This window comes from Sphingomonas sp. FW306-1B-B10E, from assembly GCF_058782005.1.
On the sequence record NZ_JBYSXG010000010.1, the window covers coordinates 35,480 to 49,817 of the forward strand.

At 66.4% G+C, this 14,338-nt stretch carries 16 protein-coding genes; 11 read left to right on the plus strand and 5 right to left on the minus strand.

Features of this window, described 5'->3' with window-relative positions:
• Window positions 1-3 precede the first annotated feature (3 nt).
• The 6 genes from AC3WJI_RS05975 to AC3WJI_RS06000 all read left to right on the plus strand — a co-directional run bounded on the left by AC3WJI_RS05975 (window position 4) and on the right by AC3WJI_RS06000 (window position 4,427).
• Window positions 4-465, plus strand: a complete 462-nt coding sequence (locus AC3WJI_RS05975) for a peroxiredoxin (protein ID WP_492756339.1) — start codon at window positions 4-6, stop codon at window positions 463-465.
• Complete coding sequence (locus tag AC3WJI_RS05980; protein ID WP_492756404.1) at window positions 465-1,259, plus strand: ferritin-like domain-containing protein; 795 nt, start codon at window positions 465-467, stop codon at window positions 1,257-1,259. The genes AC3WJI_RS05975 and AC3WJI_RS05980 overlap by 1 nt, the downstream gene beginning before the upstream one ends.
• Window positions 1,260-1,380: 121 nt before the next feature.
• Window positions 1,381-2,577, plus strand: a complete 1,197-nt coding sequence (locus AC3WJI_RS05985; protein ID WP_492756340.1) for a M23 family metallopeptidase — start codon at window positions 1,381-1,383, stop codon at window positions 2,575-2,577.
• 152 nt (window positions 2,578-2,729) lie between these two features.
• On the plus strand, window positions 2,730-3,071 hold the full coding sequence (gene erpA, locus AC3WJI_RS05990) for an iron-sulfur cluster insertion protein ErpA (protein WP_492756341.1): 342 nt from the start codon (window positions 2,730-2,732) through the stop codon (window positions 3,069-3,071).
• Window positions 3,072-3,114: 43 nt separating this feature from the next.
• Entirely contained in the window at window positions 3,115-3,891 is a 777-nt protein-coding gene (gene xth, locus AC3WJI_RS05995) for an exodeoxyribonuclease III (protein WP_492756342.1), read from the plus strand.
• Window positions 3,892-4,157: 266 nt separating this feature from the next.
• Window positions 4,158-4,427 carry a hypothetical protein gene (locus tag AC3WJI_RS06000; protein WP_492756343.1) on the plus strand — a complete coding sequence of 90 codons (270 nt, stop codon included), beginning with the start codon at window positions 4,158-4,160 and terminating at the stop codon, window positions 4,425-4,427.
• Window positions 4,428-4,478: 51 nt separating this feature from the next.
• Here AC3WJI_RS06000 and AC3WJI_RS06005 read toward each other — a convergent pair whose 3' ends face one another.
• Window positions 4,479-5,630, minus strand: coding sequence for an N-acetyltransferase (locus AC3WJI_RS06005; protein ID WP_492756344.1), 1,152 nt, complete (start codon window positions 5,628-5,630; stop codon window positions 4,479-4,481).
• Between the two features lie 135 nt (window positions 5,631-5,765).
• Here AC3WJI_RS06005 and AC3WJI_RS06010 point away from each other — a divergent pair, with 135 nt between their 5' ends.
• Window positions 5,766-6,860: a fatty acid desaturase family protein gene (locus AC3WJI_RS06010; protein WP_492756345.1), complete on the plus strand. Its 1,095-nt coding sequence runs from the start codon at window positions 5,766-5,768 to the stop codon at window positions 6,858-6,860.
• A gap of 69 nt (window positions 6,861-6,929) precedes the next feature.
• Here AC3WJI_RS06010 and AC3WJI_RS06015 read toward each other — a convergent pair whose 3' ends face one another.
• The 3 genes from AC3WJI_RS06015 to lptF are packed head-to-tail and all read right to left on the minus strand — an operon-like array spanning window position 6,930 to window position 9,840.
• On the minus strand, window positions 6,930-7,538 hold the full coding sequence (locus tag AC3WJI_RS06015; protein ID WP_492756346.1) for a DNA-3-methyladenine glycosylase I: 609 nt from the start codon (window positions 7,536-7,538) through the stop codon (window positions 6,930-6,932).
• A gap of 5 nt (window positions 7,539-7,543) precedes the next feature.
• Complete coding sequence (gene lptG, locus AC3WJI_RS06020) at window positions 7,544-8,608, minus strand: LPS export ABC transporter permease LptG (protein ID WP_492756405.1); 1,065 nt, start codon at window positions 8,606-8,608, stop codon at window positions 7,544-7,546.
• A gap of 29 nt (window positions 8,609-8,637) precedes the next feature.
• A complete protein-coding gene (gene lptF / locus AC3WJI_RS06025) occupies window positions 8,638-9,840 on the minus strand; it encodes an LPS export ABC transporter permease LptF (protein ID WP_492756347.1) in 1,203 nt (400 codons plus the stop codon).
• Window positions 9,841-9,995: 155 nt separating this feature from the next.
• Here lptF and obgE point away from each other — a divergent pair, with 155 nt between their 5' ends.
• The 4 genes from obgE to AC3WJI_RS06045 are packed head-to-tail and all read left to right on the plus strand — an operon-like array spanning window position 9,996 to window position 13,717.
• Complete coding sequence (gene obgE, locus AC3WJI_RS06030; protein ID WP_492756348.1) at window positions 9,996-11,045, plus strand: GTPase ObgE; 1,050 nt, start codon at window positions 9,996-9,998, stop codon at window positions 11,043-11,045.
• Between the two features lie 40 nt (window positions 11,046-11,085).
• Complete coding sequence (locus tag AC3WJI_RS06035; RefSeq protein WP_492756349.1) at window positions 11,086-11,649, plus strand: Uma2 family endonuclease; 564 nt, start codon at window positions 11,086-11,088, stop codon at window positions 11,647-11,649.
• 36 nt (window positions 11,650-11,685) lie between these two features.
• The gene (proB, locus tag AC3WJI_RS06040; RefSeq protein WP_492756350.1) at window positions 11,686-12,792 is read left to right on the plus strand and encodes a glutamate 5-kinase; all 1,107 of its coding nucleotides are present in this window, start codon (window positions 11,686-11,688) and stop codon (window positions 12,790-12,792) included.
• A gap of 19 nt (window positions 12,793-12,811) precedes the next feature.
• Window positions 12,812-13,717, plus strand: coding sequence for an NAD-dependent epimerase/dehydratase family protein (locus AC3WJI_RS06045; protein ID WP_492756351.1), 906 nt, complete (start codon window positions 12,812-12,814; stop codon window positions 13,715-13,717).
• Window positions 13,718-13,722: 5 nt separating this feature from the next.
• On the opposite strand, the gene AC3WJI_RS06050 is transcribed toward AC3WJI_RS06045, so the two are convergent.
• Entirely contained in the window at window positions 13,723-14,316 is a 594-nt protein-coding gene (locus AC3WJI_RS06050) for an NADPH-dependent FMN reductase (RefSeq protein WP_492756352.1), read from the minus strand.
• Window positions 14,317-14,338: the final 22 nt, after the last annotated feature.

A 14,338-nucleotide genomic window follows, 5' to 3' on the forward strand; every position in this document is an offset into this window, starting at 1 on the left:
AAGATGATCGAGCCCGGAGACGCGCTTCCCGACCTGACGCTGGAAGGCGGGGAAGGCCCGATCGCGCTAGCCGGGCGTGGCCGGCCGCTGGTGCTCTATTTCTATCCCAAGGACGACACCGCCGGCTGTACGCGCGAAGCCCAGGATTTTTCGGCACTGTTGCCCGAGTTCGCCGCGCTCGGCGTAGACATTCTCGGCGTGTCTAAGGACACTGCCGCAAAGCATCGGAAATTCTCGGAAAAATACGATCTCAGCGTGCCACTCGCCACCGATGACGGGACGGTGATGGAAGCGCTGGGCGTGTGGATCGAAAAGCAACTCTACGGCCGGCGCTACATGGGCATCGACCGCTCGACCTTCCTGGTCGACGCCGACGGCAGGCTCGTTCGCGCATGGCGCAAGGTGCGCGTGCCGGGGCACGCCGAGGCGGTGCTCGCGGCGGCGCGGGAGATGCTGGCGCGGTGATGCGCAGCGTCGCCGAGGCTGCACGGGCGGTGCTGGAGGCGGCCGAACCGCTCGCCAAGATCAAGGCGGCGCGCGCGGCGGCGCGCGACTGGCGGCTGGGCCGGCTCGCACATCGCTTCGACAGGACGATGCCCGAGCGGCCAGCGCGGCCCGAGCATCCCGAACTGCTTCCGCCCAACCGCATGCCCAAGCGCGGCAAGGGCGGATCCGAGCGCGGCCGCGTCGCGCTGATCCACGCGCTCGCGCACATCGAATTCGCAGCGATCGACCTGGCCTTCGACGCGGTCGGGCGGTTCGGCGGGCATTTTCCGCGCGCATTCATCGACGATTGGATGCAGGTCGGCGCTGACGAAGCGATGCATTTCGCCTTGCTCGACCGAAGGCTCAAGCAATTCGGCAGCTTTTATGGCGCGCTGCCTGCGCATGACGGTCTGTGGGACGCCGCCGCGGCAACCGCACACGATCCGCTGGCGCGACTGGCAGTGGTCCCGATGGTGCTCGAGGCTCGCGGCCTCGACGTCACGCCAGCGACGATCGGGCGCTTCGAGGCAGTGGGCGACAGCGCTACCGCGAAGATCCTGACTCGCATTTTGAACGACGAAATATCGCATGTCCGCGCGGGGACGCGCTGGTTCGAATCAAGCTGCGCTCAACAAAATATTAACCCCGAAGGGACGTGGCAGCACCTCGTCCGAACCTATTTCGGCGGGCTGATTAAACCTCCATTCAACGACTCGGCGCGCGACTCAGCCGGTCTGACGCGTGGTTACTACCAAGCCCTTGCGGTTCCGTGATTTCTCAGGCCAAACCCCACGCGTCCAGAAGCGGAGGGGCTGCTGCTGCGACTTGGGAATTTTCGTAAGCCGATCACCGGGTCGCAATCGGTGCGTGCTTGCCTTGAACTGCCGGGGACTCATGGCCAACGCTACGAAGCTCAACAATGCGAACCTTGGCGCGCGGTTCCGCAAGTTTTTCACCACCCGCGACTTTATTTTCCATGACGGGCGCGATCTGCGCCGCTTCAGCCTTGCCGGCCGCACCCAGGCGCTTTTCGCCGGTGCCGCGACGATCACGGTTCTGTTTTCGGGCTATGGCGTGTCGCAGGCGATGGCGGGCGTAATCGCGGTGAGCGGCGTGAGCGCGGTCCCTGGTTCGCCCGAGGCCCAGGTCGCCAAGATGCGCGCGCAGGTCGCGCAGATGCACGCCGAGGTCGCCGCCGCGAAGGAGGCTGCCAAGCTCCAGGCGGCGCGGGTCGAGCAGCGCCAGGCGCTGATCTCCGCCGTGCTCAACGGCAAGACCGATCCCGCCCAGCTCGATGCCGCTGTCGCCGAAACCGTCCCGCAGACCAGCGCCGTCGCTAAGGAGATGCTGGCGCCGCTCAGCAAGGTCGAAGCGACGCAGGTGGCGCTCGCCGGTCAGGCTCGCGTCGCGGGTGAGGCGCGCTACCAGCAGACCGCAAGCCATTTCCGCCGCCTCGGCCTCGCTCCCGAGCGCTATATCCGCGTCGTCAGCGGCGCGATGGGCGGCCCCTACGAGCCGATGGACGACAACAATGACGGCGCCGCCGCCGGGTCGGATTCGGCCGAGAGCGCCGATGCGCAGTTCCGCGCGCTGTTCCTGACCTGGAAGAAGCTCGATGCGCTCGAGCAGACGGTGATCTCGATCCCGTCGATGCAGCCGGTCGACAAGCTCCTGTTCACCTCGAGCTTCGGCGTCCGTTCGGATCCTTTCCGCGGCACTGCGGCGATGCATGCCGGGGTCGACATTCCGGGCACGATCGGCACGCCGATCTACGCGACCGCCGATGGCGTCATCAGCCATGCGGGGCGTCAGGGCGGCTATGGCAATCTCGTCCAGATCAACCACGGCCGCGGCATCGAGACGCGCTACGGCCATCTGTCTAAGATCCTCGTCGCCGACAACACCCGCGTCCGCCGCGGCCAGATGATCGGCCTGATGGGCTCGACCGGCCGCTCGACCGGCAGCCATCTCCATTATGAAGTTCGCGTCGACGGGAAGGCGGTCAATCCGATCCCGTTCCTCCAGACCGGCGAATATTTGACCGCGGCCCAGGACCGCGCGCCGGGCGGCGTCGGCGGCCCCGCGAAGTAAGAGGCAGGAGAGGAGAGGGGCCGTCCGCGAGGCGGCCCCCACCCTCAGGATGTTCGCGTCGGGTTCTCTCTATAAGTCTCCTATCGCGGACTTGCGCTGTGACGGTTCAGCCCGACATTGCCCTCGTGCATCGCACGCCCTATCTTCGGCGCATGGCCACCGTTCTCAATCCCGACATCGCCTTGACCGCCCCCGCTGCCGCGCGCGTTGCGGCGATTGCGGCGAAGCAGGGCAAGCCGGCGATTCTGCGGCTCTCGGTCGAGGGCGGCGGCTGTTCGGGGTTCCAGTACAAGTTCGGCATGGCCGAGGCGCCGGAGGCCGACGACACTGTCGCCGAGACCGACGGCGTGCGTCTGGTGGTCGATTCGATCAGCCTCGATCTGGTCCGCGGCGCACAGGTCGATTTCGTCGACAATCTCGGTGGCGCGCATTTCGCTGTGACCAATCCGAACGCCGCCTCGGGGTGCGGCTGCGGCACGAGCTTCTCGGTCTGATCCGGCGCTGGCGCTGCGTCGTCGACGCCGCTAACCAGCGGGCATGAAAATCGTCAGCTACAACGTCAACGGAATCAAGGCCCGCATGGAGCGCCTGCTCGAATATCTCGACGAGCAGAAGCCGGATTTCGTCTGCCTTCAGGAGCTGAAGGGCGCCGACGAGACGCTTCCGGTCGGCGATATCGAGAAAGCGGGCTATGGCGCGGCATGGCACGGACAGAAGGGCTTTAACGGCGTTGCGGTGCTCGCGCGCGGGCAGCAGCCGGTCGAGCGCCAGCGTGGCCTCGCCGGCGATCCCGACGACGCGCATAGCCGCTATGTTGAAGTCGAAATCGGCGATCTGGTGATCGCCTCGATCTATCTACCCAACGGCAATCCGCAGCCGGGTCCCAAGTTCGACTACAAGCTCAAATGGATGGATCGGCTCGCCGAGCGCGCGCGCGCGTTGCTCGCCGAGGAGAGGCCCGTGGTGCTTGCCGGCGATTATAACGTCATCGCCAATGACGACGATACCTTCTCGGTGCGCGCAATGGCGAGCGATGCGTTGATGCAGCCCGAATCGCGCGCACGCTACCGCAGCCTGCTCGCGCAGGGCTGGACCGATGCGCTGCGCACGCGCTTCCCAGGCGGCGGGATCTGGACCTTCTGGGACTATCAGGCCGGCTGCTGGCAGCGCGACGCGGGGTTCCGCATCGACCACCTCCTGCTCAGCCCCCAGGCGGCCGATCGGCTGACCGGCGCCGGGGTCGACAAGGAGTATCGCGGCCGCGAACGCGCCAGCGATCATGCGCCGACCTGGGTTACCTTGCGCGACGCCTAGCTTCGCTAGCTCCCCTCGGAGAGAAAAAGTCGCTGCAAGCGGCGTGCGATCGTTTTCGAACAACCCAACTGTCCCTTTTCGAACAGTGTCTGGCTGAAACACCAATATTTGGTGCGTATTGCTGCGCTATGGCGCTGACTTATCAGTGCAACATAGCCAAGTACTTGAAAAGCAAAGAATCTGCAAATTGGCACGCTCGATGCAAAGCTGAGGAGGCAGGCGGAACGAGGGAGCGCCTGGTGTCAAAACGCAGAGGAGTAAAGGGAATGAACATTCGTACCACTGGCCGCATCTCGAGCGCCGCCGCCGCCATGATCGCCGCCGCCGTGCTGGTCGCAAGCGCCACCGCGCCCGCCTATGCCGCCGTCGATCCCACCGCCGAGGCGCCCAAGGCGCCTGCCAAGGCCCAGACAGCCGAGCGTTACTGCGTCGTCGAAACCCCGACCGGTAGCCATCGCCGTCAGAAGATTTGCCGCACGCGCGCCGAGTGGATCGCCCGGACCGGCATCGATCCCGCCGGCGAAGCGCGTAAGTAACGTTTGACGATCGGCCCGCGGCGCCAGGCGTTCCCGCCGCGGGCTCTTGCTTCAGAGCGCCTTCTGATAGATCACATATTCGCGGTTGATGCGGCTCTCGATCGTATCGGCGATGGCGATCATCCCCTGATTGTCCTCGAGGATCCAGCCGATCTCGCCGCGGGTCGCGCCATATTTGGCAACTGCAGAGCGGCGAATGAACTCGATCATCATGAACGCAAGCTGGCTCGCCATGCGCGAGCTTTGCAGCCGCTTGACGACGCCCATCAGGGGCACGCGCATCGTCCGGGCTTTGGGCTTACGCAGCCACAGCAGCAATTTGGCCCAGCCGAAGGGTAGCAGCGCGCCCTTGAGCGGCTTGAGCGGCTCGTTGAGGTCGGGAAGCGTGACCATGAACGCCACCGGCTCGCCTTCCAGCTCGGCGATCATGATCAGATCCTCGAACACCAACGGCTTGAGCTTCTTGCCGACATCGTCGACCTCGGGTTGGGTTAGGGGGACGAAGCCCCAATTGTCTGACCAAGCATCGTTTAGGATGGCGAGGATGATCTTTGCCTCCTCGTCGAAGCGCGCTTTATTGACCTTGCGGATGCGGATGCGCGCATTCTTCTCGCCCGCGGCAATGATGCGCTGGACCAGCGGCGGAAATCCCTGCGAAATGTCGAGATCATAGGTGATCAGCTTCTTGGCGGGCGCATAGCCCAACGCCTCGATCCAGCCCTGGTAGCGGGCAGGGTGGTGGCCCATCAGCACCGTCGGCGAATGGTCGTGGCCTTTGACCAGCAGCCCCGGCTCTTCCCAGATCGACAGGCTCACCGGGCCCAGCGCGCGGGTCATGCCCTTGTCGCGAAGCCACGCTTCGGCCTGCGCGATCACTGCGGCGGCGACCTCGGCATCCTCGGCCTCGAACAGCCCCCAGAAGCCGGTGCCCGGCCCGAAGCCCTGCTCGGGCTTCATTTCGAGCGCGAGATGGTCGATGTGCGCCGAGATCCGCCCGACCACCTTGCCGTCGCGCTCGGCGAGGAAGAGCTGCGCCTCGGCGTGGCTGAACCAGCCATTCTTCTTCGGATCGATCGTCGCCTTCACTTCGTCGCGCAGCGGCGCCACCCAATGCGGGTCGTCGCGGTTGAGGCGGTAAGCGAGTTCGACGAAGGCATTGGTGTCCGCCTTGGTGACGACGGGGCGGAGGGCGAGTGCGGACATGAGCGCGAGCCTTTGGACAGAGGTGCGCCGAAGTCCCGCCAGAGGGTGGTGCTTGTCAAGCGGAACCTGCTGCGCCGCGGCATCCCCCTGTTATTGCCCCATCCTAGCCACTATCTGGGGGCAATGGACCTCCCTATGAACAGTTCAATTGCACTGGATTTGCGCGAGACGGCGGCTCCGGCCGCCCGCCCCGCGACCGCGCGCATCGCCGACGACAAGGCGATGCTGCGCGCTGCCGCCGAGATCGCACGCGACCTGCACAAGGCCCGTCCGCTCGTTTACTGGGCCGACACGATCGCATCGGCGGCGGTCGGCTATGGCGCGCTGGCGCTGGCGATCACGCTTAGCTCGCCCGGCCTCGCGATCCTCGCCGCGGTGGTGGCGGTGCTCGCGCTGTACCGCGCCGGCAGCTTCATCCACGAGATCACCCATATGAAGCACGGCAATGTGCCGGGCTATCGGCTGGGATGGAACCTGCTGGTCGGCGTGCCGCTGATGGTGCCCTCTTTCATGTATGAGGGCGTCCACAACCTCCACCATGCGCGCACGCGCTACGGCACGGTCGAGGATCCCGAATATCTGCCGCTGGCGCTGATGAAGCCGTGGTCGCTGCCCCTGTTCGTGCTGATCGCCGCGCTGGCGCCGATCGGCCTGCTGATCCGCTATGCCGTGCTCGCGCCGCTGTCGCTGGTCGTACCGGCGCTGCGCAAGCCGGTGGTCGAGCGCTATTCGGGGCTGGTGATCAACCCGGCCTTCCGCCGCCGCCCGGCCGAGGGCGAGGCGCGCAGGCAGTGGCTGTGGCAGGAAGCCGCGACCAGCGTCTGGGCGATCGGACTGATCGGCCTGACTGCCGCCGGCGTGATCCCGCTGCGCAGCCTGCTGATCTTCCTCGGCGTGATCGGCGTGATCACGGTTATCAACCAGATCCGCACGCTCGTCGCGCATCTCTGGGAGAATGAAGGCGAGGCGATGACGGTCACCGCGCAATATCTCGACAGCGTCAACGTGCCGCCGCCGGCGCTGCTGCCGGTGCTGTGGGCGCCGGTGGGACTGCGCTACCACGCGCTGCACCATCTGCTGCCGAGCGTGCCGTACCACAATCTCGCCGAGGCGCACCGCCGCCTGACCGCGATGGTCGAGCGCGATTCGCCCTATCACAAGGCAAGCTATGCCGGGCTGCCCGGACTGGTGCACCAGCTTGCGCGCAGCACGATGGGGACGCGGCGCTAGGCTGCACGGCCCACGCTTAGAAGAGATCGGGCCGGTCCCTCGCGGGGCCGGCCCATTTCATTGGGAGCGCTAGACCGGTACCTTGAAGGTGCGCCGCGACTTGGCGGCCTGTTCGCGGATGACGCAGCCCTCGGCATGATCGTTGATCAGGCCCATCGCCTGCATGAAGGCGAAAACCGTGGTCGGCCCGACGAACGTCCAGCCGCGCTTCTTGAGGTCCTTCGACAGCGCGACCGACGCGGGCGAAGTCGAGGCGGTCTGCGGCGGCGCCAGTTCGTCGGGCTTCGGCTCGAACCGCCAGATATAGGCGGCGAACGACCCCTCCTGCTTGACCAGTTCCTGCAGGCGCTTGGCATTGTTGATCACCGCGGCGATCTTGCCGCGATGGCGGACGATGCCTGCGTCGCCGAGCAGCCGCTCGACATCCGCATCGGTGAAGGCGGCAATCCGGTCCGCGTCGAAGCCGTGAAAGGCGGCGCGGAAATTCTCGCGCTTGGCCAGGATCGTCCGCCAGCTCAGGCCCGACTGAAAGCCTTCGAGGCAGAGCTTCTCGAACAGGCGGCGATCGTCGGCGACCGGAAAACCCCATTCGCGGTCATGATAAGGGAGGAATTCAGGCGCTCCGAGGCACCAGCGGCAGCGCGGCTGCCCGTCCGGACCGGGAAGCGTTGCGCTCACCTGGACTATTCCTCGGTCCGCAGCAGCACCGCCTCGCCGATCATCAGGAACAGCAGGAACGGCGCCCAGGCCGCGAGGAAGGGCGGGTAGGCGCCGAGATTCCCCATGGCGAGCGCGAAGTTGTCGGCGACGAAGTAGAGGAAGCCGAGCGCCATGCCGATCACCGCGCGGACGAACAGCTTGCCCGAGCGGGCAAGCCCGAACGCCGCGACCGCGCCGAGCAGCGGCATCAGGATCGACGAAAGCGGCCCCGACAATTTGTGCCAGAGCGATCCTTCGAATGCCTTGGTCGGCCGGCCGGCCAGCTTGAGATCGCCGACGACTTCGCGGAGCGATCCGAACGAAAGCTCGTCGGCGTTTACGCGGCTGAGAGTGAACTGGTCGGGCCGCACCCCGTCGGCGATCCGGAGCGGGGCCAGCGGCGTGGTCGTGCCGGCGGCAACGTCGAAGCGCTGGGCGCCGTCGACGCGCCAGCCTTCGCCATCGCGAATGCCGTGCTTCGCAGTCAGGATCGCACGAAGCGACTGGCCGGTGCGCTCATAGACGGTGATGCCATAGAGCTGCGCAGCATCGCCCTTGCCGCGGATCTGCTCGACCGAGATCAGGTTGCTGCCGTCCTTGACCCAGACGTTCGAGCGGTCGCCGCGATCGATCGGCAACGGGCCGTAATCGACCTTCTTCCATTGCTCGAGCGTCGCGGTCGCGCGGCTGACGACGCGATCGTTGAAGCTGAAGGAGACCAGCGCCACCACTGCGCCCGCGACCATCAGCGGCGCCAGCACCTGGTGCGCCGACAGGCCCGAGGCCTTCATCGCGATGACTTCGCTGTTCTGGTTGAGCTGCGATAGGGTGAGGATCGAGCCGAGCAGGACCGAATATGGCAGGAAGGTCGAGACGATCTGCGGCACGCGCAAACTGATATAGCGCCAAACCTCCGCGTCGCCATTGCCCGCATAGGCGAGGATCTTGCTCGATTCGGTGAGCAGATCGAGCGATTGCAGCACCAGCACCAATGCGCCCAGGATGGCGAAGGTGCGCACCAGGAACATCTTGCCCATGTAGATCGACATGGTGCGCGACGGGAAGAAATTGACCCAGTTCACGCCGGGATCTCCGTGGTCTTGCGGCGGCGGCCGGGCAGGCGGCGGCGGATCGCGGTCCAGGCCTTGGCGAACACCTTTTCGAGCGCGCCGATCGGCTGGCCGCCGGGGACATAAGCGACGGTGTAGTACATCCAGAACACCAGCCCCGCGAAGATCGCGAAGGGCACCCACAGGGCCAGGATCGGATCGATCCCGCCCAGGCTGCCGACCGCCTGCGCATATTCGTTGATCTTGTGATAGGTCACGATCATCACGATCGACAGGAAAACGCCGAGCGCCGAGGTCGAGCGCTTGGGCGGGATGCCGAGCGCGGCGGCGAGCATCGGCAACAGGAACATCGATACCACTTCGGCGAGGCGGAAGTGGAAGGCGGCGCGGCTGGTGGTGCGCTGCGCATCGGTGACCTGGTGGCTCTTACCGATCACCGCGAGCTCGGGAAGCGTCCGCTCGAGGCTCTTGTCGCCACGCTTGCGGAACTGCTCGTATTTCGGGAGCGGGATCGGCAGGTTGTGCGTGTCGAAGGTGAGCACGCGCGGGATCGTCGAGCCCTGGGCTGTGTGCACCAGCGTGCCCTTGGTCAGCCGGAAGATGATCGTATTGGGATCGTCGGCGCGCAGGAACTGGCCCTTTTCGGCGGTGACCGCGACCGGCCCTTCCTTGGTCGTCATGCGCACGAAGATGCCCGAGAGGTCGCGGCCCTCATTGGCGCTGCTCTCGACCCGCAGGGTCATCTTGCTGCCGAAATTGGTGAACTCACCGACCTTGATCGAGGCGCCGAGCGCGCCCGAGCGCAGTTCGAAGCGCAGCTGCTCGTAATTGTAGCGTGCGCGCGGCTGAACATAGCCGACGATCACCAGGTTCAGGATCGCCAGCGCGATCGTATAGAGGAACGGCACGTAGAGCAATCGGGTATAGCCGATGCCCACCGCGCGCAGCACGTCGAGCTCGGAAGAGGTCGCGAGCCGGCGGAAGGCGAGCAGGCAGCCGAGCATCAGCCCGATCGGGATGCCGAGGCCGAGATATTCGGGGAGCAGATTGGCGAGCATCCGCCAGACCACGCTGACCGGCCCGCCCTCGGTCGCGACGAAGTCGAACAGGCGAAGCATGCGGTCGAGCACCAGCAGCATCGCCGAGATGATCAGCGTGGAGATCAACGGAACCGCGATCAGCCGCGCCATGTAGCGATCGATCGATTTCATGCTTGGGCTGCGTGCCTGCTCCGTCGTGCCGACGCGAGGCGCGCCGCTCAGCTAAAGCAAGAGCCTATACTCCCGGTTCCCCTGCGCGCCACCCCGAAACGACGGAATGCCGGTGATGGGGTGACGGATGGGTGGCAAGGTCTATATGGACCGCTATGCATTTTCTCGATCAGGCAAAGATTTTCGTGCGCTCGGGCGCCGGCGGCCCCGGTGCCGTCAGTTTCCGGCGCGAGAAGTTCATCGAATATGGCGGCCCGGACGGGGGCAATGGCGGCAAGGGCGGCGACATCGTCTTCGAGGCAGTGGCCGGGCTCAATACGCTGATCGACTTTCGCTACACCCAGCATTTCCGGGCGCCGCGCGGACAGGGCGGCTCGGGATCGAACCGGACGGGCGCGGGCGGCGACGATCTGGTGATTCGGGTGCCGATCGGCACCCAGATCCTCGCCGACGATGACGAGCGGACCCTGCTCGCCGATCTCACCAAGGAGGGCGAGCGCATCGTCTTCCTGCGCGGCGGCGACGGCGGGCGCGGCAACGCCAGCTACAAGACCTCGACCAACCGCGCGCCGCGCCAGCACGGCACCGGCTGGCCCTATGAGGAAGCCTGGGTGTGGCTGCGGCTCAAATTGCTCGCCGATGCCGGGCTGGTCGGACTGCCCAATGCCGGCAAGTCGACTTTCATCAACGCGGTGACCAATGCGCAGGCCAAAGTCGGCGCCTATGCCTTCACCACCACGCGTCCGCAGCTCGGCGTGGTCCGCCACAAGCAAAACGAGTTCGTGGTGGCCGACATTCCCGGGCTGATCGAGGGTGCAGCCGACGGCGCCGGGATCGGCGACCGCTTCCTCGGCCATATCGAGCGCTGCCGCGTGCTGCTCCATCTCGTCGACGCCAATGACGACGACGTCGCCGAGAGCTATCGCATCGTCCGCGACGAACTCGAGGCCTATGGCGCCGGGCTCGACGAGAAGCCGGTGATCGTCGCGCTCAACAAGATCGACACGCTCGACGACGAACTGATCGCGGCGCTTTCGGCCGAGCTCGAAGAGGCGAGCGGGGCGGAGGTCATCCCGCTGTCGGGGGCGAGCGGGATCGGGGTCGACTGGGTGCTCGACAAGCTGCTCGAGGCGATCGGGCCCGAGGCGAATGCGGTGAGCGACGACGACGAGGGCGAGGACGCGATCGAGTGGTCGCCGGTGTGAGCTCCTAGCCGGTTCCTCCGCGACGTGGTAAGATATTATCATGCGCCATGACCCCGCTTACCGGCCGATCACCGCTGAAGAATTCCTGGAAATGGACTTCGGCACCGACAAGAAATTCGAGCTTCACGACGGCGTGATCTATATGATGACGGGCGGCACCCACGAACATTCGTGGGTGCAGGGTAACATCTTCGCGTGGCTCAAAATCAAGCTGCGGGGAACCGGGTGCCGGCCACATGGTTCGGAAATGGCCGTCAAAGTTACCGAGACGGACATCAGGTATCCAGATGTCGCTATCTATTGCGATCAGCCGCCGGTTCAAGACTTGATGGGCAGCAAGGTTCTCGATAATCCGACCGTGATCATCGAGGTACTTTCACGCACTACCAGCATGTTCGATCAGGGTACCAAGCTGGAAGAGTATCAGGCGATCGCTAGCGTTCGGACAATTGCATTTGTCGATCCGGTCAACGAACTTTGTCGCACGCGGGAACGAACGGGTCCGAACGCATGGAACGATCAGATGTTTTCGGGTGAGCGCGGTATTCCGATCCCATCGCTAGGCATCACAATTCCCCACGACGAAATCTTCGCGCGCGACTGATTGGCGGGACGGCGCCGGCACGCTAACGGCGTAGGCGTGTCGCTCTTCCCGCCCACCTCCTGTCCGCGCATCGTCGTCAAGATCGGCTCGGCGTTGCTCGTCGATCCCGAGGGCGGGGTGCGGCGCGCGTGGCTAGAAGGCATCGCGGCCGACATTGCCGAGCGCGTCCGTGCCGGGCAGCAGGTCGCGGTGGTCTCTTCCGGCGCGATTGCGCTCGGCGCTCGGCGGCTGGGGCTGGCCAAGGGCGGACGCGCCAGCCTCGAGGATGCGCAGGCCGCGGCGGCGACTGGGCAGATCGCCTTGTCGCAGGTCTGGGCCGAGACGCTCGGCGGCGAGGGGCTCACTGCCGCGCAGATGCTGGTGACGCTCGACGATCTCGAGCATCGCCGCCGCTATCTCAACGCCGCGGCGACGCTCGACCGGCTGCTCGGGCTCGGCGTGGTGCCGGTGCTCAACGAGAATGACAGCGTCGCGACCGAGGAGATCCGCTTCGGCGACAATGACCGGCTCGCGGCGCGGGTGGCGCAGGCGGCGGCGGCGCAGGGCGTGGTGCTGCTCTCCGATGTTGACGGGCTGTACGATCGCAATCCGGCGCTGGCGGGGGCACAGCACATCGCGCGGGTCGAGCGGATCGACGCCGCGATCGAGGCGATGGCCGACAGAGGGTCCGAATCGGGTATGGGATCGGGCGGGATGGTCTCGAAGATCCAGGCGGCGCGGATCGCCAATGCCGCGGGCGCGCATCTTGCGATCGCCTCGGGGCGGGTCGAGCGACCGCTGTCGGCAGAGGCGAAGCACACGCTGTTCGTCGCCGAGAAGGCCGCGCCGGCGCGCAAGGCGTGGCTTGCCGGCGGGCTGACCGCGCGGGGCACGATCCATGTCGACGCGGGCGCGGCGCGGGCGCTGGCGAGCGGCAAGAGCCTGCTCGCGGCGGGCGCGGCGCGGGTCGAGGGCGATTTCGCGCGCGGCGACCTGGTGACGATCGCCGGACCCGACGGACGGACGCTCGCGCGCGGGCTCGCCGAATACCCCGCCGAGGACGCCGCGCGGCTGGTCGGCCGGCGCAGCGACGAGCATGCCGCGATCCTCGGCTATGCACCGCGCTCGGCTTTGGTGCACCGCAGCCATATGGCGCTGCTTTGACGGCGCAGGAGCAGATTTGATGGCCACTCTCGCGATCACCGGCGGCACCGGTTTCGTCGGATCGCGGCTGATCGCGCTGGCGACCGCGGCGGGGCATCAGGTCCGCGCGCTCACCCGGCGCGAACAAGCCGCGCGCGAGCGGATCGAATGGGTGGCGGGCGATCTCGGCGACGCCGGTGCGCTGGCACGGCTGTGCGATGGTGCCGACGCGGTGATCCATGTCGCCGGCGTGGTCAATGCGCCCGACCGCGCGGGATTCGTGAGCGGGAATGTCGACGGCACGCGCAACATGCTGGCCGCGGCGGAAGGGGCCGGGGTGCAGCGCTTCGTCCACGTCTCGTCGCTCGCCGCGCGCGAGCCCGGCATGTCGGACTATGGCTGGTCCAAGGCCGAGGCCGAGCAACTGGTCGCGGAATCCCTGCTCGACACGGTCGTCGTGCGCCCGCCGGCAATCTACGGCCCGGGCGACATGGAGATGCTCGAGCTGTTCCGGCTGGCGAAGAAGGGGATCGCGCTGCTGCCGCCGGGGGGACGATTGTCGGTGATCGAAGTCGGCGATCTCGGCCGGCTGCTGCTCGCGCTGGCCGAGGGCAACGCCGCCGGACGGTCTTTCGATTGCGACGACGGACGCGAGGGGGGCTGGAGCCACAAGGAATTCGGGTTGGCGATCGGCACCGCGGTCGGCAAGCGCGTCGCGGCGATCGCGCTTCCGCGCCCGCTGATGATGGCCGGCGCGCATCTCGACCGGCTGGTCCGCGGCAAGGGTGCCAAGCTGACGCCCGACCGCGTCGCCTATTTCTGCCATGCCGACTGGGTGATCAATTCGGCGCGGCGCCCGCCCGAAGAGCTCTGGAAGCCGCAAGTGAAGACCGAAACAGGCCTTGCCGCGACCGCGGCCTGGTATCGCGAGCAAGGCCTGCTCTAGGCTCGTCAGGCGTCGGCGGCCTTCGCGGCGATCGTCGCCTTGGCCCACCAGACGAGCTCGTCGAGCGCGGTCTTGGTCGAGGGGAGCAGGCTCGCCTCGATCTCCGCGATCGGCTTGTTGCCGAAGGCGGGATGCACCGCCATGAAGTCGCCGCCGCCGATATGGATGGTGGCGTGCGTCGAGACCATCTGCAACTCGATCCCGATCATCCGCAGATGCTCGACCGCGCGCACCGCGCCGGTGCCGCCATAGCCGATCGCAGTGAACGGCTTGCGCACCCACTCCTTATACGCCTGGTCGAGCGCATTCTTGAGCGCGCCGGTGATCGAGTGATTATATTCGGCGACCACGAAGATATAGCCGTCGAAGCGGCCGATCGTCTCCTGCCAGCGCACCGCCTCGGGATTCTGGCTCGGCATCCAGAGATTGGAGGCGACTTCGTCGAACAGCGGCAGCGGATGATCGCGCAGGTCGACCACTTCGACGTCGAGGTCGTCGCGCGCCTGCGCTTGTGCCAGGATCCACTGGGTCGGCGCGTCGGCATAGCGGGTGGGGCGAGTTGAGCCGACGATGATGGCGATACGGGGCTTGGCAGTCATGGGAACCTCAGGTTGGTTTCTT

Coding starts and splice junctions, on each gene's coding strand:
- AC3WJI_RS05975 (WP_492756339.1), top strand. CDS start 4: ATGATCGAGCCCGGAGACGCGCTTCCCGACCTGACGCTGGAAGGCGGG.
- AC3WJI_RS05980 (WP_492756404.1), top strand. CDS start 465: ATGCGCAGCGTCGCCGAGGCTGCACGGGCGGTGCTGGAGGCGGCCGAA.
- AC3WJI_RS05985 (WP_492756340.1), top strand. CDS start 1,381: ATGGCCAACGCTACGAAGCTCAACAATGCGAACCTTGGCGCGCGGTTC.
- erpA (WP_492756341.1), top strand. CDS start 2,730: ATGGCCACCGTTCTCAATCCCGACATCGCCTTGACCGCCCCCGCTGCC.
- xth (WP_492756342.1), top strand. CDS start 3,115: ATGAAAATCGTCAGCTACAACGTCAACGGAATCAAGGCCCGCATGGAG.
- AC3WJI_RS06000 (WP_492756343.1), top strand. CDS start 4,158: ATGAACATTCGTACCACTGGCCGCATCTCGAGCGCCGCCGCCGCCATG.
- AC3WJI_RS06005 (WP_492756344.1), bottom strand. CDS start 5,630: ATGTCCGCACTCGCCCTCCGCCCCGTCGTCACCAAGGCGGACACCAAT.
- AC3WJI_RS06010 (WP_492756345.1), top strand. CDS start 5,766: ATGAACAGTTCAATTGCACTGGATTTGCGCGAGACGGCGGCTCCGGCC.
- lptG (WP_492756405.1), bottom strand. CDS start 8,608: ATGTCGATCTACATGGGCAAGATGTTCCTGGTGCGCACCTTCGCCATC.
- lptF (WP_492756347.1), bottom strand. CDS start 9,840: ATGAAATCGATCGATCGCTACATGGCGCGGCTGATCGCGGTTCCGTTG.
- obgE (WP_492756348.1), top strand. CDS start 9,996: ATGCATTTTCTCGATCAGGCAAAGATTTTCGTGCGCTCGGGCGCCGGC.
- AC3WJI_RS06035 (WP_492756349.1), top strand. CDS start 11,086: ATGCGCCATGACCCCGCTTACCGGCCGATCACCGCTGAAGAATTCCTG.
- AC3WJI_RS06045 (WP_492756351.1), top strand. CDS start 12,812: ATGGCCACTCTCGCGATCACCGGCGGCACCGGTTTCGTCGGATCGCGG.
- AC3WJI_RS06050 (WP_492756352.1), bottom strand. CDS start 14,316: ATGACTGCCAAGCCCCGTATCGCCATCATCGTCGGCTCAACTCGCCCC.